The organism is Streptomyces sp. NPDC006197 (assembly GCF_040613865.1).
GTDB lineage: Bacteria > Actinomycetota > Actinomycetes > Streptomycetales > Streptomycetaceae > Streptomyces.
In genome coordinates, this window is sequence record NZ_JBEXSZ010000008.1 from 56,825 (window position 1) to 76,242 (window position 19,418).

General features: G+C 73.9%; 15 protein-coding genes and 1 pseudogene. 4 read left to right on the forward strand and 12 right to left on the reverse strand.

Annotation, left to right across the window (positions count from 1 at the left end; translation table 11 throughout):
* Position 1: 1 nt before the first annotated feature.
* Both crcB and ABZ318_RS04180 read right to left on the reverse strand, forming a co-directional pair.
* The gene (crcB, locus tag ABZ318_RS04175; RefSeq protein WP_356900944.1) at positions 2–358 is read right to left on the reverse strand and encodes a fluoride efflux transporter CrcB; all 357 of its coding nucleotides are present in this window, start codon (positions 356–358) and stop codon (positions 2–4) included.
* Entirely contained in the window at positions 355–771 is a 417-nt protein-coding gene (locus ABZ318_RS04180; RefSeq protein ID WP_356900945.1) for a CrcB family protein, read from the reverse strand. The genes crcB and ABZ318_RS04180 overlap by 4 nt, the downstream gene beginning before the upstream one ends.
* A gap of 384 nt (positions 772–1,155) precedes the next feature.
* Here ABZ318_RS04180 and ABZ318_RS04185 point away from each other — a divergent pair, with 384 nt between their 5' ends.
* Positions 1,156–2,418, forward strand: coding sequence for a transposase (locus ABZ318_RS04185; RefSeq protein WP_356900946.1), 1,263 nt, complete (start codon positions 1,156–1,158; stop codon positions 2,416–2,418).
* Between the two features lie 60 nt (positions 2,419–2,478).
* Here ABZ318_RS04185 and ABZ318_RS04190 read toward each other — a convergent pair whose 3' ends face one another.
* The 4 genes and pseudogenes from ABZ318_RS04190 to ABZ318_RS04205 form a co-directional block, all read right to left on the reverse strand.
* Complete coding sequence (locus tag ABZ318_RS04190; RefSeq protein ID WP_356900947.1) at positions 2,479–4,506, reverse strand: helix-turn-helix domain-containing protein; 2,028 nt, start codon at positions 4,504–4,506, stop codon at positions 2,479–2,481.
* Between the two features lie 143 nt (positions 4,507–4,649).
* The gene (locus tag ABZ318_RS04195; protein ID WP_356900948.1) at positions 4,650–5,567 is read right to left on the reverse strand and encodes an AfsR/SARP family transcriptional regulator; all 918 of its coding nucleotides are present in this window, start codon (positions 5,565–5,567) and stop codon (positions 4,650–4,652) included.
* Between the two features lie 325 nt (positions 5,568–5,892).
* Complete coding sequence (locus ABZ318_RS04200; RefSeq protein WP_356900949.1) at positions 5,893–6,375, reverse strand: DUF1772 domain-containing protein; 483 nt, start codon at positions 6,373–6,375, stop codon at positions 5,893–5,895.
* A 33-nt stretch (positions 6,376–6,408) separates the two neighbouring features.
* A pseudogene (locus ABZ318_RS04205) lies at positions 6,409–7,994 on the reverse strand (von Willebrand factor type A domain-containing protein).
* A 215-nt stretch (positions 7,995–8,209) separates the two neighbouring features.
* On the opposite strand from ABZ318_RS04205, the gene ABZ318_RS04210 reads away from it, so the two are divergent.
* Positions 8,210–8,929 carry a DNA-binding response regulator gene (locus ABZ318_RS04210; protein WP_356900950.1) on the forward strand — a complete coding sequence of 240 codons (720 nt, stop codon included), beginning with the start codon at positions 8,210–8,212 and terminating at the stop codon, positions 8,927–8,929.
* A gap of 6 nt (positions 8,930–8,935) precedes the next feature.
* Here the strand turns inward: ABZ318_RS04210 and ABZ318_RS04215 are convergent, their stop codons facing one another.
* The 6 genes from ABZ318_RS04215 to iolC form a co-directional block, all read right to left on the reverse strand.
* On the reverse strand, positions 8,936–9,811 hold the full coding sequence (locus ABZ318_RS04215; RefSeq protein ID WP_356900951.1) for an ABC transporter permease: 876 nt from the start codon (positions 9,809–9,811) through the stop codon (positions 8,936–8,938).
* Entirely contained in the window at positions 9,808–12,486 is a 2,679-nt protein-coding gene (locus ABZ318_RS04220) for an alpha/beta fold hydrolase (RefSeq protein WP_356900952.1), read from the reverse strand. The genes ABZ318_RS04215 and ABZ318_RS04220 overlap by 4 nt, the downstream gene beginning before the upstream one ends.
* Before the next feature lie 174 nt (positions 12,487–12,660).
* Positions 12,661–14,163, reverse strand: a complete 1,503-nt coding sequence (mmsA, locus tag ABZ318_RS04225) for a CoA-acylating methylmalonate-semialdehyde dehydrogenase (RefSeq protein ID WP_356900953.1) — start codon at positions 14,161–14,163, stop codon at positions 12,661–12,663.
* Between the two features lie 23 nt (positions 14,164–14,186).
* On the reverse strand, positions 14,187–16,049 hold the full coding sequence (iolD, locus tag ABZ318_RS04230) for a 3D-(3,5/4)-trihydroxycyclohexane-1,2-dione acylhydrolase (decyclizing) (protein ID WP_356900954.1): 1,863 nt from the start codon (positions 16,047–16,049) through the stop codon (positions 14,187–14,189).
* Positions 16,046–16,858, reverse strand: a complete 813-nt coding sequence (gene iolB / locus ABZ318_RS04235; protein ID WP_356900955.1) for a 5-deoxy-glucuronate isomerase — start codon at positions 16,856–16,858, stop codon at positions 16,046–16,048. Before iolB ends, iolD begins: the two co-directional genes overlap by 4 nt.
* A gap of 10 nt (positions 16,859–16,868) precedes the next feature.
* Positions 16,869–17,816, reverse strand: a complete 948-nt coding sequence (gene iolC, locus ABZ318_RS04240) for a 5-dehydro-2-deoxygluconokinase (RefSeq protein ID WP_356900981.1) — start codon at positions 17,814–17,816, stop codon at positions 16,869–16,871.
* A 175-nt stretch (positions 17,817–17,991) separates the two neighbouring features.
* On the opposite strand from iolC, the gene ABZ318_RS04245 reads away from it, so the two are divergent.
* Together ABZ318_RS04245 and ABZ318_RS04250 are read left to right on the forward strand one after the other, a co-directional pair.
* Complete coding sequence (locus tag ABZ318_RS04245) at positions 17,992–18,912, forward strand: sugar phosphate isomerase/epimerase (protein ID WP_356900956.1); 921 nt, start codon at positions 17,992–17,994, stop codon at positions 18,910–18,912.
* A 304-nt stretch (positions 18,913–19,216) separates the two neighbouring features.
* Positions 19,217–19,414 carry a MarR family transcriptional regulator gene (locus ABZ318_RS04250; protein ID WP_356900957.1) on the forward strand — a complete coding sequence of 66 codons (198 nt, stop codon included), beginning with the start codon at positions 19,217–19,219 and terminating at the stop codon, positions 19,412–19,414.
* The last annotated feature ends 4 nt before the right edge of the window (positions 19,415–19,418 follow it).

Here is a 19,418-nt window from a genome sequence, read left to right on the forward strand (position 1 = left end):
CTCAGCGGAGCCCGGCCGCCGTCTCCACTCCCAGCCACACGGCTCCGAGTCCGGCGGCCAGGCTCCCCGTCACGTTCAGCGCCGCGTAGCCCTTCGCCCCGTTCTCGTACAGCCGGAACGTCTCGTACGAGAAGGTGGAGTACGTGGTCAGCGCCCCGCACAGGCCCGTGCCGAGGAGCAGCTGCGCCTGCGCCGAGGCGACGCCGGTCAGGAGTCCGAGGACGAACGAGCCCACGACGTTGACGGTGAAGGTGCCCCACGGGAAGACCGAGTCGTGGCGCGCCTGGACCGCGCGGTCGGTGAGGTAGCGCAGGGGCGCGCCGACGGCGGCGCCCGCCACGACGAGCAGCCAGTTCACGCGCGCCTCCCCCGGCTCCGCACGACCGCCCGGGCGAGGGCGACGCCCGCCCCCACGGCGGCGAGGGCGGCGAGCAGGGTCCCGCCCAGGTAGAGCAGACCGCGCGCCGGATCGCCCGCGCCCAACAGGCGCTGGGTGTCGAGGCCGTACGTCGAGAAGGTGGTGAACCCCCCGCAGAAGCCCGTGCCGAGGAAGGGCCGGAGCAGCGGGTGGGGGGCGGTCGTGGCCTCGGTGAGCAGGACCATGAGGGCGCCGAGCAGCAGGCAGCCGGTGGCGTTGACCGTGAGGATCGTCCAGGGGAAGGCGCCGGCGGGGGTGGGCCGGGAGAGCGTGGCGCCGTAGCGCGCGGCCGCGCCGAGGGCGCCGCCGGCGGCGACCACCGCGACGACCGGCAGTTCCTTGCGCAGCCCCATGCGCCCCAGGTTACGAGAGCGGGGGCACCGGCTTCGCCGGGCCGGGTGAAGGCGAGGCGCACGGACGCGGATCCCGGCCTGGGGCATTAACCGGGATCCGGCCCGTGCAGCCTCGCTCTGCGATGGTCCGGCCACGCCGTGCGACGGGTCAAAGCCCGGCCGACGAATCTGTCACATCCCCCGCGGGGTATTCCGGAAGGCCGGGACATGGGTCCGCGGCGGGTGGTGGCGCCGCCTCTGACCTGCGGGGACACGGCGAGAGGTGGCCGGGTCACCATCCGGCGGCCGATTCGGGTGCCGGGTACACCTCGTCCTCGCGTGCGGGTCCGGGCGAGGGTGGTGGAGCAGCGGGAGGGAGCTGCGCAACCTGAGGGCAGGAGTGTCGTGAGTACATCCGTCGCAACCAAGCGCAGGGCCGTCACCGGGGCCGTCGCCCCGGCCGTGCCCCTGGGCGTCGTCAGGTCCTCCGGCGGCGCGGCCGACTCGCGCGAGGACGTCTACGCCGAGCTGTGTGCCGCGCTGTTCTCCGGCTTCCCGCGCCGCGACCAGCGCCTGAAGGCCGAGCAGTACCTGCACGGCCTGCTCACCGCGCAGGGCCGCAAGTCGATCCGCAACATCGCCGCCCAGATCGGCGGGCCGGCGGCCGAGCAGAGCCTGCACCACTTCGTCTCCAGCTCCACCTGGGACTGGCAGCCCATGCGGGCCGCGCTCGCCCGGTACCTGGAGCGGCACGGCTGCCCGCAGGCGTGGGTGGTGCGGCCGATGCCGATCCCGAAGGCCGGGGAGCACTCGGTGGGGGTGGACCGGCGCTTCGACCCGGAGCGCGGGCAGGTCTTCCACGGGCAGCAGGCGTTCGGTGTGTGGTTCGCGAGCGACGAGCTGAGCGTGCCGGTCAACTGGCGGCTCTTCCTGCCGGACCCCTGGGTGAACGACCGCACGCGGCGTGACCGCGCGGAGGTCCCCCAGGAGGCCGGCGAGGAGACCATGGAGGAGTGCGCGGTCGCCGCGGCGCTCGACACCGCCCGCTGGTCCGACGTCACCCGCAAGCCGGTGCTGCTCGACATCCGGGGCGGCGCGGGGCGGGCCGCCCTGACGCGGCTCGCCGGGGCGGGCGTGCCGGTGGTGGCCCGGATCAACCCGGGCTCGCGGCTCGCGATCGCCGACCGCTCGCTGCCGGGCTTCGGCGCGGGCCCGCTGTCCGCCGTCCAGATCCTGGAGTCGCTCAAGGGGCTGCGCCGGCCGGTGAGCTGGGTGGACACGGTGGCGGGCACCCGGACCTCGCGGACCTCGCTCGCGACGGCCGTCCGGGTCGCGCTGCCCGCGCCCGGCGGGGAGCGGATGCGTCCGCTGGTGCTGCTCGGCGAGTGGGACGACCCGCGCCGGGCCCCGGCCCGGGTGTGGATCAGCGATCTGACGAACTCCCCGGTCGGTTCGCTGGTGCGGATCACGAAGCTCGGCCGCCGGGTGGAGCGGGACTTCGCGGAGGTCGGCGAGGGGGCGGGCCTGCGGGACTTCGTGGGCCGTTCGTTCCGCGGCTGGCACCGTCACATCACGCTGGCGTCGGCGGCCCACGCGGTGACGGTCATGGCCGGCGGCTGGGACGCGGCGTACGACACGGGCTACGGCTCGCGGCGCTCGGCGAGCTGAGGGGCCCGGTTCTTCCGCGCCGCGTTCCGCCGCGCTCCGGCGGGCACGCCGCCCGGAGCGTCACGCACCGCGCTCCGGCGGGCCCGGCTGTCGGGCCGGGTCCGCCGTCACGCGCCCGCGGGCCAGGACCTCCCGGGTGCGCTGGAGGCGCAGCGCCAGCTGGACCTCCAGGACCTGCCCGGGCTTCTGCCACTCGGGGCCGAGGAGTTCGCCGATCCGTTCCAGGCGGCGGGAGACCGTGTTGGGGTGGACGTGGAGCGCCTCGGCCGCGATCGAGGGGCTGCCGCCGGAGGCGAAGTACGCCTCCAGGGTGTGGGTGAGGTCGGTGAACCGCTCGGCGTCGTAGTCCAGCACGGGTCCGATCGCCGACTCGACGAAGCCGTCGACGTCGTTGTCGTCGGAGAGCAGCAGCCCCAGGAAGCCGAGGTCCTGCACGGAGGCGGCCGAGCCGGTGCCGCCGAGCGCGCTCATCGCGTCCAGGCAGCGGTGGGCCTCCTGGTGTATTCGTCCGACGCCGTCCGGGCTCTGGGCGGGGCCGGCGGCGGCGACGGAGACGGGGTGCCCGAGCAGCGGGGACAGTTCGGCGGCGACGGCCTTGGCGGCGGCCGAGGCGTCGATGCCGGGGAGCAGCAGCACGATGCAGCCGCCCTGCACGGTCTTGAGGCCGGAGAGGCGGTACGCGTACGAGGACGCCCAGACCACCGCCCGGCCCTGCTCGCCGCCCTCGGGCCGGGCGAGCACGAGGACGTGCGGCCGGCGCAGGTCGACGCCGAGGCGGCGGGCCCGCTGGGCTATCTGCTGGGGGGCGTGCGGCGGGTCGGCGATGAGGTCGTCGAGGAGTTCGTCGCGGACGGGTCCTTCGGCGACGGCGGTGGAGCGGCGCATCAGGAGGAGGAAGGCGACGCACTGGGCGGCCAGTTCGAGGAGGCGTTCGTCCTCGCCGGTGAGTCCGCCGGCGGCGCGGATGACGAGGCCGCCGAGGTCCTCGGAGCCCGCGATGACCGGTGCGACCCAGGTGTCGTCGTCGGTGAGGACCGGGCGGCGCCGGGCGTGGGCGTCGAGGGAGGCCTTGGCGACGGCCTCCTCGTCCAGGCAGGGGATGTCTCCGGCGGAGGCGAGGGGCCGGCCGCCGGGGTCGCGGACCAGGACGGTGGCGTCGAGGGCGTCGGCGGCGGCCTTGGCCACGTTGCACAGGTCGCCGCCGGCGAGGACGAGGTTCATGATGCGGCCGTGGGCCTCGCTGACGTGCCGCATCCGGGCGAGGCTGGTGCGCACCCGGGAGCTGTCGCGCTCCAGTTCGGAGACCTCGGCGCGGGTGCGGTCGAGGAGGCCGGCCTTCTCGACGGCGAGGGCGGCGAGGTCGGCGAGGCCCGTGAGGAGTCCGATCTCCTCCGGGGTGTGGTGGCGGACGCGCCGGTCCGCCCCGTAGAGGGCGCCGACGACGGTGTCCCCGCTGCGCAGCGGGGCGGCCACGATGGCGTGGACGCCCTCGGCGCGCAGGGCGGATTCGGCGGCCTCGTCGAAGGCGGGTGCGTGGACGCCGGCGTCGAGGGAGCCGGAGGGGGCGAAGCGCTCGTCGGCGAGGTAGTCGGCGGTCCAGACGGGGCCGCCGTGGAGCTGGACGGCGCCGCCGAGTCCGTATCCCTCGGCGATCCGGAGGCCGGGGGTGAGGCGCGCGCCGGGGCCGGCCGCGGGGCGGGAGCCTTCGGAGGTGTGGACGTAGCTGGCGCCGTGCGGGCCGCGCAGGGTCACGTAGGCGAGGTCGAGGTCGAGGAGCCGCCGGGCGCGGCGGATGACGACGCGCAGCAGGCTGTCGAGGTCGTAGGAGAGGGTGAGGTCGCGGGCGGTGTCCGTGAGGGCGGCGAGGCCGGCCTCGCGGCGGGCGTCGCGCGCGCGTCCGGCGTGGACCGCGCCGGCGAGGTCCACGGCCCGCTCCAGGCGGTGGAGTTCCTCGCCGGCCAGTCCGGTCCGCCGGGCCTCGTCGAGGAGGGTGTCGAAGTGGGCGGGCGGGGCCTGCCGGGCGAGCAGTTCGAGGACCGTGAGCAGCGCGTCGGCACCACCGGCTCCGTCCGCGCCGTGCACTGTCATGGCCCTTGCTCCCGTGGTCGAGCGAAATCGGGCACCTGGGAGGAAACCCGTACTGCTCGCCGAAAGTAATTCGGCTTCGGGAGCCGGTCAACGGTGAGTTGCCGCACTTCATTCCCGCTGACGGGTGGTCACGCCACCGCCGCTCAGCCGACGGAGCCCGCCGGGACGAGCCGGGGGCGCGCGGGGCCGTACTGCGCCGTGCCGTACTGGGCGGGGACGTACGGGGCCGGGACGTGCCGGCTGGGGATGTACTGGGCGGGGATCCGGGGGCCGTACGCGGGGCGGCCGGTCGTGTCCCGCACGGCCAGGACCGAGCGCTGGAGCCGGCGGAGCCGCGCCGAGGGTTCCATGCCGCTCTCGCTCTTGAGGGCCGCGCGCAGCCGCTCGTAGACGAGGAGGGCCTCGTCGTGCCGGCCGCAGCGCAACAGGGCGACCATGAGGTGGGCGTGGAGGGGCTCGTTGGTGCGGTAGCGGGCGACGAGTCCGGTGAGTTCGGAGACGAGTTCGGCGTGCCGGCCGAGGCCCAGCTGTGCTTCCAGCCACTGGTCGAGGACGCTGAGCCGGGATGCCTCCAGGCGCTCGATCTCCCGGCGGAGCCGGGGGCCGGCGGCCACGCCCGCGTAGGGCTCGCCGCGCCACAGGGCGAGCGCCTCGCCGAGGCGGAGGGCGGCCCGGGACAGGTCGCCGGCTTCCATGGCCCGGTAGCCGGCGCCGGCCGCGCGCTCGAACTGCCAGACGTCGTTGGGGCCGCCGCCGGTGTCGAGGCGGTAGCCGCCGGGCTGGGAGACGAGGATCGCGTCGGCGCTGCGCCGGTCCGACCAGCCGGGGCGCGGCTCCGCCGGGGCGGCGTCGCGCAGGGCGCCCGCGATGAGGGTCCGCAGCTCGGCTATGTGCGCCTGCAGTTCGGCGCGGGCGCCGCGGGGGGCGCCGGACGGCCAGAGCTCCTCGGTCAGGACCGTCACGGGGACGACCTGGTCGGCGCTGGCCGTGAGCAGGGCGAGCAGCTGCCGGGGCGCGGCCGCCGTCGGGGTGATCGACACCCCGTTCTCACGTACCGACAATCCCCCCAGGATCCGGACGTCCACCTTGCCCCCTCAGTGCCTGTGCGGTGTCTGCGCGCGGATGACTCCCGATGATTAGAAAAGACCCCCGTAGTCATGTCAATAAGAAACCGGAGGGTACGGAATGACACCTTGAGATATCGGGGTGATTCACCCTCTTTGTCCGGTTATCTAGGAGTGGGGTTTCCGTCACTGGCGCAGATCTTGTGTATGCCGAGAGACTGTTTCCGGACTCGAAGGTACGCTTTTGAAGGACTCTTGCGGATGCGGAGGGGGCCGTCACCCACGAGTTCACGCCAGAAACCGGCACGGGGGTACGGTTTCCCTAGAGCACCGCGGCGGCGGTGAGCAGCCCGAACGCGAGGGTGATCAGAGCCGTACGGACGCGGTGGAAACCGTTCCAGCGCTTCTCGAAGGCGGCCCGGACCGCGGACGGATCGCCCGCCGGGTCGCCCGCCGGGGCCTTCTCCGACGCCGCGAGGGCCGTGTTGAGCGGGACGTTCCCGCCGACGGTCACCGCGTGGTTGAGGACCGCGGCCACGAGCCCCGCGAGGATCAACCACCTCTGCGCGTCCGTCCGTCCGTCGACGGGGACGAGGAACGCGGCGGCGGGGAAGGCGACCACCCCGAGGAAGACCGCGAGGAACACGGCCCTCGGCACGCACTCGTTGATCCGGCGCATCGCCGTGACGAACTCCGGGTCCGTCAGACGGCCGAGGGCGGGCATGATGCCGGTCTGGAAGATCAGCATGAAACCGGCGTAGAGCCCGGTGGTTCCGACGGCGAGGGCGAGCAGCAGAGTGGCCATGCTGCCATTCTGTCCCGCTGCCCGCCCCGCGCGTCAGCTGTAGGGATCTCCGGACTTCGACTCGCCTTCCCCGTACGGAACTTCACCCTGCCCGGGGCCGAGCAGTCCGGAGGCCTGCCGGATGGCGTCGGCCAGCTCGGTGACCACCGCCGAACCCGACCGGTCGGCGATCGCCCCGGCGCGGTCCGCGAGCGCCGGAAGACCGGGAGCACCCGGCAGGTCACCGCGGCGCAGGGCGTCCGCGAAGTAGGCGGCGATCGCGGTCAGCTGCAGGCTGTCGTGGCCTTCGCCCCAGATGTCCCCGGTCAGCGCGGCCGTCCCGAGGGTGCCGGAGCGCTCGTGCGGGGCCCGGGTGACCGGGTCGAGCCAGCGGACCGTCGCGGTGGCGAGCGGACCCGCGGCCCCCGAGCGGGTCTTGACCGCGTAGAGCGCGGTGACCGTGTGGCCGGCGCCGATCTCGCCGCCGTCCACCCGGTCGTTCCGGAAGTCGTCGTCGGCGACCGCCCTGTTCTCGTACCCGATGAGCCGGAACCTCTCGACGGTCCGCCGGTCGAAGGCGACCTGCGCCTTGGCGTCCCGGGCGCGCAGCTCGACGTGGGAGGGCAGCTGGTCGACGAAGACCTTCCGGGCCTGCGCCGGGGTGGAGACGTACGTGGTCTGCCCGTCGCCCTTGTCGGCGAGCCGCTCCATGAACGCGTCGCCGTACTCGCTGCCGACGCCCACGCCGAAGAGCGTGATGCCGTACTCCCTGCGCTCCTCGGCGATGCGGGCGAGGATCGGATCGGCCTCGGTGTCACCGGTGTTGGCGAGCGCGTCGGAGAGCAGCACCACCCGGTTGGTGGCGCCCTTGCGGTGGCCCTCGACGGCGACGTCGTAGCCGGTGCGGACGCCCGCCCCCACGTTGGTGGAGGAGCTCGTCGCGAGCGAGTCGACGACCTCGTGGATCCGGTCGCGGGCACCTCCGACGCGGGTCATGGGCAGCCGGGTCTCGGCCTCGTCGCTGAAGGTGACCAGCGCGATCGAGTCGTCGTCGCGCAACTGGTCGGCGAGCAGCCCGAGGGACTCCCTGACCAGGTCGAGCCGGCCCGGCTCGTCCATCGAGCCGGAGACGTCGACGACGAAGGTGAGGGCGGCGGGCGGGCGTTCGGCGTTCCGGTCCGCGCCCCGGGTGGCGAGCCCGACCCGGAGCAGGGACCAGCCGTCGGCGCCGGTGCGGGCGCCGTCGAGGGTCACGCTGAAGCCGTTGTCCTTCGGGCGCGGGTAGTCGGGCCGAAGCTGTTGACGAACTCCTCGGGACGCACGGTCGCGGGGTCGGGCAGCCGCCCCTCGGCGAGGGTGCGGCGGGCGTAGCCGTACGAGGCGGTGTCCACGTCCAGGGCGAAGGTGGACAGGTAGTCGGGGGCGGGCGTCGGGGAACGCTGCTCGCCCTCCTGGGGCGCGGCCGTCCCGGTGCGCGCGCCGCCGGGGACCGCGCCGCGCTCCTTGGAGTCCCGGGCGCTCGTGTGTTCGGAGCCCGCGCTGCATCCGCCGACGGCGAGTCCGGCCGCGAGCAGGGCCGCGACGACGGCCGGGAACCGCGTCCCGCGCCGCCGGGCCCGCCCCTCGTTCTGTCGTTCCATCTCATCTCCCCCTTGTCTTCGGGCACTTGTGAATGTGACGAACGGGAGGCCCGGGCGGAGCCGTCGGAGGAGTTGCGGATGGATCTCGATGCGGCAACGGCGACACGGGTGAAGCGGCGTGGCATGGATTCGCCATCCTTTTCAACAGGGGTTGTCACCGTGTGCAGTCACATGCGTACATGGAGTGGACATCGATCGGGCGGGGGTGGTCAGCGGTGGCAGAGAGCGCGGGCTCCGTGATGCTCGCCCGTTCGGCGATGAACCGGGCCGCGACCGAGGGACAGCGGCCCGCCGGGCGGCCGGTCCGGGGCGCGCGGCGGATCAGTGCCGCACTCGCCGGGCTGGCCGCCTCCACCCGGCACGAGCTGCTGACCTTCGACGACCCGGTCGCGTCCGTGGGCTTCGCGATCCCCGAGCCGTTCCTGGAGCTGGCGGGAGCGTGCATGCGAGCCGCGGTGGAGCGGGCCGAGGAGGTCAGACGGATCGTCCCGAGGCATGCCCTGCACCGGCTCGAAGGAGGGCTCCGGTTCCCCGGCCGGGCCCGCCTCGCGGAGACCATCCCGTTCAAGATGATCGTCGTCGACCGGACGGTGGCCGCGATCCCGCTCGATCTGGAGCTGCTGTACAACGGGCTGCTGCTGATCCGGGACCCAGTCGTGGTGCAGGCCCTCGTCCGGGCGCATCACGCCTCCTGGGCTGCGGCCGAGGAGCCGACCCGCGCGGCGGCGCCCCCACCGCCGCCGTGCGAACTGCCCCCTCAGCTGCGTCCGGTGCTCGACGCCCTCCTGTCGGGGGTCACGGACGAGACGGCGGCCGCCCGGCTCGGCATGTCCGCGCGGACGTACAGCCGCAGGGTGGGCGAGCTGATGGCCGCCCTCGGCACGACGAGCCGCTTCCGCGCGGGTGCGGAAGCGGCTCGAAGGGGGTGGCTGTAGGACCGGTTACGAGACGATGTCCTTGCGGGCGAAGCCCCGGAAGGCGAGCGCGAAGAGGACCAGGGCGTACGTCACGGAGATCGCCGTGCCCTTCACCATGCCGCCCCACTCCAGCTGGGGCTGGAGCGCGTCGATCCAGGCGAACTGCCAGTGCGCGGGCAGGAAGTCGCGCCAGTCGCCGAGCGCCGTGACGGCGTCCAGGACGTTGCCGACGATGGTCAGGCCGACGGCGCCGCCCACCGCGCCGAGCGGGGCGTCGGTGCGGGTGGACAGCCAGAAGGCGAGGCCTGCGGTGACCAGTTGGGAGGCGAAGACGAAGACGACGGCGATCCCGATCCGCAGCAGGGCGTCCCCGGCGGGGACCGCGCCGCCGGTGGGCAGCCGGAGCGGCCCCCAGCCGTAGGCGACCGTGCCCGCGGCCAGGGCCACGAGCGGAAGGAGGACCATCGCGGCCGCGCTGTAGCCGAGGGCGACCGCCAGCTTGGAGGCGAGGAGCCGGGAGCGCGGGACGGGCGCGGCGAGCAGGTACCGCAGGGAGGACCAGCTCGCCTCGGAGGCGACCGCGTCCCCGCAGAACAGCGCCACCGGGATGACGAGGAGGAAACCGGCCGAGACGAAGAGGCAGGTCGCGGCGAAGTTGGCGCCGGAGGCCGTCGCCGTGTCCATCAGGGTGATGCGGCCGTCGCGGCCGTCGCCCCCGGAGCCGCCGATCGCGAAGGCCGCGATCAGCACGAACGGCAGGGCGACGAGGATGCCGCCCATGACGAGGGTGCGGCGGCGCTTCCACTGGCGGAGGGCCTCGACGCGCAGGGGCAGGGTGCGCCCGGGCCGGTAGCCGGGGGCGTTCGTCGACGTGGGGGACGTGGTGGCCGTGGCGGTCACGCGGCTCCTCCGATCAGGGTCAGGAACGCGTCTTCCAGACGCCGGTGGGGGCCGACGCCGGTCAGCGGCACGTCCAGGCGGACGAGTTCGCCGATGAGGGCGGTCGGGTCGGTGCCGTCGAGGCGGACCAGGAGCCCTCCGTCGGTGCGGGTCGCCGCGCCGATGCCGGTCAGGGCGTCGATCTTCGCGACGAGGGCGTCGTCGATCTCCTCGGCCAGGCTCACGAGGAGGGTGTCGCCGGAGCCGGTGATCTCGGCGACCGGTCCGGCCTGCACCAGCTGCCCCCGGTCCATGACGACCAGATGGGTGCAGGACTGTTCGACCTCGGCGAGGAGGTGGCTGGAGACGATGACGGTCCGGCCCCCGGCCGCGTACCGGATCATCACCTCGCGCATCTCGCGGATCTGCGGCGGGTCGAGCCCGTTGGTCGGCTCGTCGAGGATGAGCAGGTCGGGCAGGCCGAGCATGGCCTGGGCGAGGGCGAGACGCTGCCGCATGCCCTGCGAGTAGGTGCGGACGGCGCGTTCGAGGGCGCCGCCCAGGTTCGCGATCCGCAGGGCCTCGTCGACGTGGGCGTCCTCGGCGGGACGGCCGGTGGCCTTCCAGTACAGGTCCAGGTTCTCCCGGCCCGACAGGTGCGGCAGGAAGCCGGCGCCCTCGACGAAGGCGCCGACGCGGGAGAGCACCGGGGCGCCCGGCCTGATGGCCTGGCCGAAGACCCGGATCTCGCCCGCGTCGGGGGTGATGAGGCCCATCAGCATGCGCAGGGTGGTCGTCTTTCCGGCCCCGTTCGGCCCGAGGAGGCCGAGGACCTGGCCCTGTTCGACGCGGAAGGAGAGGTCGCGGACGGAGTACCTGTCGCCGCCCTTGTACTTCTTCGACAGGCCGGTGATCTGGAGGGGTACGGCGGCGAGTTCGGGGTCGGGTGCGGGGGCGGCCGTCTTGCGGCGGGCGGTGAGCAGCAGGGCGGCGGCGCCGGCGAGGCCGAGGAGCGGCAGGCCCCACACCCACCGGGGCAGGGCGGCGGCCTGGGTGGAGAGGCCGGACGCGGTGGGGACGGTGAGCGGGCCCTCGACGGCGACGGTGTAGCCGGCGGGGACGGCCGGGGAGGCGTAGCCGAGGTCGGTGGCCGCGACGACGAGCCGCAGCCGGTGTCCGGCCTCCACCTCGTGGTCGATCGCGGGCAGGGTCAGCGTGAGGCTCTTCCCCGCCTTGGCACCGTCGACGCGGACGGGGGTGACGAGCTGGGCGGGCAGCACCTGCTGCCGTCCGTCGGGCCCCACGTCGTACGCCTTGGCGAAGAGGACGGCGGAGCCGTCGGCGGCGGTGGAGGTGACCTTGACGCGGACGGTGGGCGTGCCGGTGATCCGCAGGGGCTCGGCCTGTGGCTTCGCGTCGAAGCGGGCGTGCTGGCCGGGGAAGTCGAGGGAGAGGCCGACGCCGAGGGAGGAGAGGCCGGAGAGTCCGCCGCCGAGGCCGGGGACGGCCGACACGGCGGGCGGTGCGGCGCCCGGCGGGTTGGTGAAGGTCTGCGGCGGGCCGCCGAGGGCGATGCGCGCGGTGCCGGAGGTGAGGCCCGGGTAGCGGTCGGCGGTCGCGGCGCGGAGGGTGGCCTGCCCGTCGGTGGAGTCGACGCCGCCGGTGCGGCTGACGCGGAAGGCGGGGCCGGTGTCGACGGAGGCGTCGCGCTTCAGCCAGCGGTCGAACCAGGTGGTGATCCGGCGCTCGACGCGCTCGGTCTCGCGGTCGCCGCCGTCGTGGCCGCCGGCGATCCAGTCGACGGCGACGGGGGCGCCGTTGGCCGTGAGGGTGCGGGCCATGGCGTCGGACTGGGCGAGGGTGAAGAGCGAGTCGGACCGGCCCTGGACGAGGAGCGCGGGCGCCTTGATCCGGGAGCCGACGGCCGAGGGGCTGCGGGCTTCGAGGAGGGCGCGGGCCGCGGGGTCGGGCTTCCCGGAGACGGCGACGCGCTGGTAGAGGGAGCAGAGTTCGGCAGTGAACCGGCCGCAGGTACCGGTCTTCGCGGCCCCGGGCCGCCCCGCGGGGCGGCCTCCGGCGGCCTGGCCGGCCGCGGGCGACTCGCCCGTGGAGAAGAAGATCCCGGCCCACAGCTTCTTGAAGACGCCGTTCGGGAAGAGGGCGTCGGCGAGGTTCCAGTAGGTGATCTGGGGGGCGATCGCGTCGACGCGTGGGTCGTGGCCGGCGGCGAGCAGGGAGATCGCGCCGCCGTAGGAGGCGCCGGTGACGCCGACGCGCGGGTCGCCGGGCTTGTCGAGGAGGACCTCGGGGCGGGCCGCGAGCCAGTCGATCAGCTTCCGGACGTCCGCGACCTCGTGGCCGGGATCGTTGAGGCCGATCTCGCCGGTGGAGGCGCCGAAGCCGCGGGCGGACCAGGTGAGTACGGCGTATCCGTCGCGGGCGAGGCCCTCGGCCTGGGCGCGGACGTCGTCCTTGGAGCCGCCGAAGCCGTGGCCGAGGAGGACGGCGGGGCGCCGGCCGCCGGAGCCGTCGGTGAAGTACGAGGTGTCGATGCGCACCCCGTCGATGTCGAGGGCCCGGTCCGCGCGCCGCACGGGCGGCGCCTCGTCCGTGGCGACGGCGGTCCAGGTACCGGCGCCCGCGAGGACGGCGAGGACGGCGGTGACCGCGGCCCACCGGGGAAGTCGGAGTCGCATGGCGTCGAGCCTAGGGGGCACGGGCGCGGAAGGCGGCTGTCCACGGAGGGAGATCGGCGGCCTTCTCAGGTCGTACGCGGCGCGGTCCGCGTACCGCACCCGCTGTACGCGGACACGGGGACGGCCCCCGGGGTGTGCTGTCCGGCACCCCGGGGGCCGTCGGTCCTCCGTGGATCAGTGGTTGCGCGGGAAGCCCAGGTCGACGCCCGCGGGGGCCTCGGACGGGTCCGGCCAGCGGGTGGTGACGACCTTGCCGCGGGTGTAGAAGTGCACGCCGTCGTTGCCGTAGATGTGGTGGTCGCCGAAGAGCGAGTCCTTCCAGCCGCCGAAGGAGTGGTAGCCCACCGGCACCGGGATCGGCACGTTCACGCCGACCATGCCGGCCTCGACCTCCAGCTGGAAGCGGCGGGCGGCGCCGCCGTCGCGGGTGAAGATCGCGGTGCCGTTGCCGAACGGCGAGGCGTTGATGAGGGCGAGGCCCTCCTCGTACGTCTCGGCGCGCAGCACGCACAGGACCGGGCCGAAGATCTCGTCCTGGTAGGCCTTGGCCGTGGTCGGCACGTGGTCCAGGAGGGAGAGGCCGATCCAGTGGCCGTTCTCGTGGCCGTCGACGGTGTAACCGGTGCCGTCGAGGACGACCTCGCAGCCCTCGTCCGCCGCGCCGTGGACATAGGAGGCGACCTTGTCGCGGTGGACGGCCGTGATGAGCGGGCCCATCTCGGAGGTGGGGTCGGTGCCGGGGCCGATCTTGATCTTCTCGGCGCGCTCGCGGATCTTCTGGACGAGTTCGTCGCCGATGGAGCCGACGGCGACGACCGCGGAGATCGCCATGCAGCGCTCGCCGGCGGAGCCGTACGCGGCGGAGACGGCCGCGTCGGCGGCGGCGTCGAGGTCGGCGTCGGGGAGGACCAGCATGTGGTTCTTGGCGCCGCCGAGCGCCTGGACGCGCTTGCCGTTGGCGGAGGCGGTGGTGTGGATGTACTTGGCGATCGGGGTGGAGCCGACGAAGGAGATCGCGGAGACGTCCGGGTGCTCCAGGAGGCGGTCGACGGCCACCTTGTCGCCGTGGACGACGTTGAAGACGCCGTCGGGGAGGCCCGCCTCGGCGAGCAGCTCGGCGATCTTCAGGGACGGCGACGGGTCCTTCTCGCTGGGCTTGAGGATGAAGGTGTTGCCGGTCGCGATGGCGATCGGGAACATCCACATCGGCACCATGGCCGGGAAGTTGAAGGGCGTGATGCCAGCGACGACGCCGACGGGCTGGCGGATGGACGCCACGTCCACGCGGTTCGACACCTGGGTGGAGAGCTCGCCCTTGAGCTGGGTGGTGATGCCGCAGGCCAGGTCGACGATCTCCAGGCCGCGGGCGACCTCGCCGAGCGCGTCCGAGTGGACCTTGCCGTGCTCGGCGACGATCAGCTCGGCGATCGCGTCGCGGTTGGCGTCGAGCAGCGCGCGGAACTTGAAGAGGATCGTGGTGCGCTGGGCGAGCGAGGAGGTGCCCCAGGTGGCGAAGGCGTCCTTCGCGGCGGCGACGGCCGCGTCGACCTCCTCCACCGAGGCGAGGGCGACCTGGGTGGTGACGGCACCGGTGGCCGGGTCGGTGACCGGGCCCCAGTTGCCCGACGTGCCCTCGACGGTCTTGCCACCGATCCAGTGGTGGACGCTCTTCGTCATGACGAGTTACTCCTTCAGAGCCTTCAGAGATGGCGGCGTCGGGCGGTGACGTGCCGGTCGTACTCCTCGCGGGCCTTGACCGCCGACGGGCGGGTCGAGATCTCGGCCACGGGCACATCCCACCACGCCTGGGCCGGGGGCGGGCCCGACACACTGTCTGCCGTTTCGGTCTCGACGTAGACACATGTGGGATCCGTGGCCGCCCGGGCGTCCGCGAGGGCTTCCCGCAGGTCACGGACGGTGCGGGGGCGCAGTACGCGCATCCCGAGGGACGCCGCGTTGGCACCGAGGTCGATGGGGAGCGGGGGGCCGGTGAAACCGCCGTCGTCGGCCCGCAGGCGGTAGTCGGTGCCGTACCGCTCGGCGCCCACGGCCTCGGAGAGGCCGCCGATGGAGGCGTACCCGTGGTTCTGGAGGATCACCAGTTTCAGCGGGAGCCGTTCCTGCACGGCGGTGACGATCTCGGTGGGATTCATCAGGTACGTCCCGTCTCCGACGAGCGCCCAGACGGGCCGGCCGGGCGCGGCGAGGAGCGTGCCGACGGCGGCGGGGATCTCGTAGCCCATGCAGGAGTAGCCGTACTCGACGTGGTACTGCTCCGGGGAGCGGGTCCGCCACAGCTTGTGGAGGTCGCCGGGGAGCGAGCCGGCGGCGTTGATCAGGATGTCGCTCGCGTCGACCAGAGTGTCGAGTACGCCGAGGACCTGGGTCTGGGTGGGGCGGGCGTCCTCGTCGGGGACGGCGTACGCGGCGTCGACGCGGGCCTCCCAGCGGAGTTTCTCCTCGGCGTACTCGTGGACGTAGTGCGCGGTGACGTGGTGCTGCTCCAGGAGCGCGTGGAGCTGCTCCAGGCCTTCGCGTGCGTCGGCGACGAGTGGGAGCGCCGCCATCTTGTGGGAGTCGAAGGCGGCGATGTTGAGGTTGACGAACCGTACGTCGGGGTGGCCGAAGAGGGTGCCGGAGGCGGTGGTGAAGTCGGTCCAGCGGGTGCCGACGCCGACGACCAGGTCGGCGGTGCGGGCCAGGTGGTCGGCGGCGGCGGTGCCGGTGTGGCCGATGCCGCCGACGTCCTGGGGGTGGTCGTGCGGCAGCGATCCCTTGCCGGCCTGGGTGGAGGCGACCGGGATGCCGGTCCGCGCGGCGAGGTCGGAGAGCGCCTCCTCGGCCGCGCTGTGGCGGACGCCGCCGCCGGCGACGATCAGCGGACGGGTGGCCCGGGCGATCGCCGCGGCCGCCGCGTCCAGCTCGTCCTCGTCCGGGGAGGGGCGGCGGACCCGCCAGACCCGCTCGGCGAAGAACTTCTCCGGCCAGTCGTACGCCTCCGCCTGGACGTCCTGGGGCAGGGCGAGGGTCACGGCGCCGGTCTCGGCGGGGTCGGCGAGGACCCGGACGGCGGCGAGGGCGGCCGGGATCAGGGCCTCGGGGCGGGTGACCCGGTCGAAGTACCGGGAGACGGGGCGGAGGCAGTCGTTGACGGAGACGTCGCCCGCGTGGGGGAGTTGGAGCTGCTGGAGGACGGGGTCGGCGGGGCGGCCGGCGAAGGTGTCGCCGGGCAGCAGCAGGACGGGGAGGTGGTTGATCGTGGCGAGGGCGGCGCCGGTGACGAGGTTGGTGGCGCCGGGGCCGATGGAGGTGGTGACGGCGTGCGCGGAGAGCCGGTTCGTCCGGCGGGCGTGGCCGACGGCGGCGTGCACCATGGCCTGCTCGTTGCGGCCCTGGTGGAAGGGCATGTGTTCCTCTTCGACCAGCGCCTGGCCGATCCCGGCGACGTTCCCGTGGCCGAAGATGCCCCAGGTGGCGGCGATCAGCCGGTGCCGGGCGCCGTCGCGTTCGGTGTACTGGGCGGCGAGGAAGCGGACGAGGGCCTGCGCGACGGTGAGCCTCATGCGTATCCCTCCGTGTGGTCGGGGTGGAAGCAGATCTTCCACTCCCGTTCGGGGCCGGGGCCGGCCATGACGTTGAGGTAGTAGAGGTCGTGCCCCGGCTGGGCGATGGAGGGCCCGTGCCAGCCGTCGGGGACGAGGACCGCGTCGCCGCCCCGGACCTCGGCGAGGAGCTCGGCGCCGCCGGGCCGGGAGGGCGAGATCCGCTGGTAGGCGAGGCCGCCCGGGCCGGCGATCTCGTAGTAGTAGATCTCCTCCAGGACGGACTCGGCGCCCGGGCGGTGCTCGTCGTGCTTGTGTGGCGGGTAGGAGGACCAGTTCCCGCCGGGCGTGACGACCTCGACGGCGATGAGCCGGTCGCAGGCGAAGGCGTCGGCCGAGGCGAAGTTCCGCACCCGGCGGGCACGGTTCCCGCTGCCCCGGGTCTCGACGGGAACCTCCGGCGCGGGGCCGTAGCGGGCGGGGAGTCGTCGCTCGCACTTCGCTCCTGCCAAAGCGAAGCGGCCTCCCGCGCCGGAGGCGATCTGGGCGTGGGCGTCGCGGGGCACGTAGGCGAAGTCGCTCACCCCGCCGAACACGCTCGCGCGGCCCAGGAGTTCGATGGTCTCGCCGTCGACGCGCACGCTACAGGCACCGGAGAGGGGAAGCACGACCCATTCGGAATCCCCGCTCTCGAAGGAGTGGTTCTCCCCCGGTCCGAGGACGAGGACGCGGAGGGCGGAGTACGTCCATCCGGCCTGCTCGGGGCCGATGTCGACGTCGTACGGCCCCCGGGCGGCGGTCCCGGCGGGGAGGTGGAGACGCGTTTCCATGACCGCTTTCCTACCCCTTTCGCGGGAGCGTTCCCGTGCCCGCCGCGAGGGCTTCGGCGATCTCGTCCCCGGTCGGCATGGCGGAGGAGCAGGCGAGTCGGCCCGCGACGATCGCGCCCGCGGCGTTCGCGTGGCGCAGGACCGTGCCGAGGTCCCGGCCGGCGAGCAGTCCGTGGACGAGCGCCCCGCCGAAGGCGTCGCCCGCGCCGAGCCCGTTGACGACCTCGACCGGCAGCGGCGGCACCTCGGCGCGGGTCCCGTCGGCGGCGAGCGCAAGAACGCCCGCGGGGCCCTGTTTGACGACGGCGAGCCGGACCGCGCCGGTCGCGAGGAGGGCGCGGGCGGCGGCCTCCGGCTCCCGTTCCCCGGTGGCGACCTCGCACTCGTCGAGGTTGCCGACGGCGACGGTCGCGTGCCGCAGCGCCTCGGTGTAGTACGGGCGGGCCGCCGCCGGGTCCGTCCAGAACACGGGCCGCCAGTCCAGGTCGAGGACCGTCGTCGCCCGGCCGGACCTGGCCCGCAGCGCCTCCAGGGTCGCGGTGCGGCTGGGTTCGGCGCACAGGCCGGTGCCGGTCGCCCAGAAGACGCGGGCGGCCCGGATCGCGTCGAGGTCCAGCTCGTGCGGCCGGATCTCCAGGTCGGGGGCGCGGGGGCGGCGGTAGAAGTACAGCGGGAAGTCGTCGGGCGGGAAGAGCGCGCAGAAGGTGACGGGGGTGGGGTGCTCGGGGACCTCGGTCACCCAGCGGTCGTCCACGTCGAAGCCCTTGAGCTCGCGGCGCAGGTAGGTGCCGAAGGGGTCGGCGCCGGTGCGGGAGACGAGCGCGGTGCGGCGGCCGAGGCGGGCGGCGGCGACGGCGACGTTGGCCGCGGAGCCGCCGAGGAACTTGCGGAAGGTCTCGACCCGGTCGAGCCCGACGCCGGTCTGGAGCGGGTAGAGGTCCACGCCGAGGCGCCCCATGGTGATCAGGTCGTACGGCTCCGTCTCCACGCGCCACCTCTCGGTCGGGCCGCCGTCGGCTCCGCATCCAGGTCTAACCGTCCGCCGGGAGGCGTGTCAACGATATGTCCGGACATTCGGACGACCGGTCCGGACCGCTTGACGGTGCTCTCGGGGCGCCGTCAAGGTGGCACTCATGACGAAGCCGTCGCCGCAGCCGTCGCCACCGTCCCGGATCCGTATCGGATCGGCCCCCGACTCGTGGGGGGTGTGGTTCCCCGACGATCCCCGGCAGGTGCCGTGGCAGCGGTTCCTCGACGAGGTGTCGGGCGCCGGCTACACGTGGATCGAGCTGGGTCCGTACGGCTATCTGCCCACCGATCCGGCCGTCCTCGCGGAGGAGACCGCGCGGCGCGGGCTGCGGGTCTCGGCGGGGACCGTCTTCACCGGGCTGCACCACGGCCCGGACGTCTGGGACCGGACCTGGGCGCACGTCGCGGAGAACGCCGCCCTCGCGCAGGCCGTGGGCGCGGGCCATCTGGTCGTCATCCCGTCGTTCTGGCGGGACGACAGGACCGGCGAGGTCCTGGAGGAGCCGACGCTGACCGCCGGGCAGTGGCGGGATCTGACCCGGCTGACGGAGCGTCTGGGGCGGGAGGTGCGCGAGCGGTACGGGCTGCGGATCGTGGTCCATCCGCACGCCGACACCCACATCGACGGCGAGGAGAGCGTGACGCGCTTCCTGGACGCCACCGACCCGGACGCGGTCGCGCTCTGCCTGGACACCGGGCACTACGCGTACGCCGGCGGGGACAGCGTCAAGCTGATCGAGACGTACGGGGAGCGGATCGGCTACCTCCATCTCAAGCAGGTCGATCCGGAGGTGCTGGCCGGGGTGGTGGCCGAGGGGGTGCCGTTCGGTCCTGCGGTGGGGCGGGGTGTGATGTGCGAGCCGCCGTCCGGGGTGCCCGCGCTCGAACCGGTGCTCGCGGCCGCTGCGGCGCTGGACGTGGACCTGTTCGCGATCGTCGAGCAGGACATGTACCCGTGCGAGCCGGACGTGCCGTACCCGATCGCCCTGCGGACCCGGCGCTTTCTCCGCTCCTGCGGCGTATGACGGCGGGTCGTGCGACGCGTGACAGGTGTGCGGCCCGGCGCATACCGCTCTGACCAGGGGTGACGCACGCGGACACACCGGTGGGCGTGTGTGCCGCTTCCGTCACGCGGATCACTCCGCCGTCACATATGTCTCCGTTACGCGGGCTTTGCGTCACAGGCGTTCGACAGCCGCTCCCCTCCTGTCGGGAGGGGCGTTGCAAGGGGCACAGGCTGGATTGATCGCTTGATCGCCATCGCCCGCCCGCAGCGCCCCCGAACGGCACCCCCGCCGCCGCTGCGCGGCGCGCAGGGAGGTACCGGGCATGACGGACAGAAGGCTCTGGTCGTACAAGGACATCGCGGCGCACATCCGGGTGCAGCCCGACACGGTCCGCTCCTACCGGAAGCACGGGCTTCTCCCGGAGCCGGACCGGGTGGAGTCGGGCAAGCCCTACTGGTACGCGGACACGATCCACGCCTGGGTCGCGAGCCGCCCCGGCAACCGGGCCCGCCGCGACTGAGCCC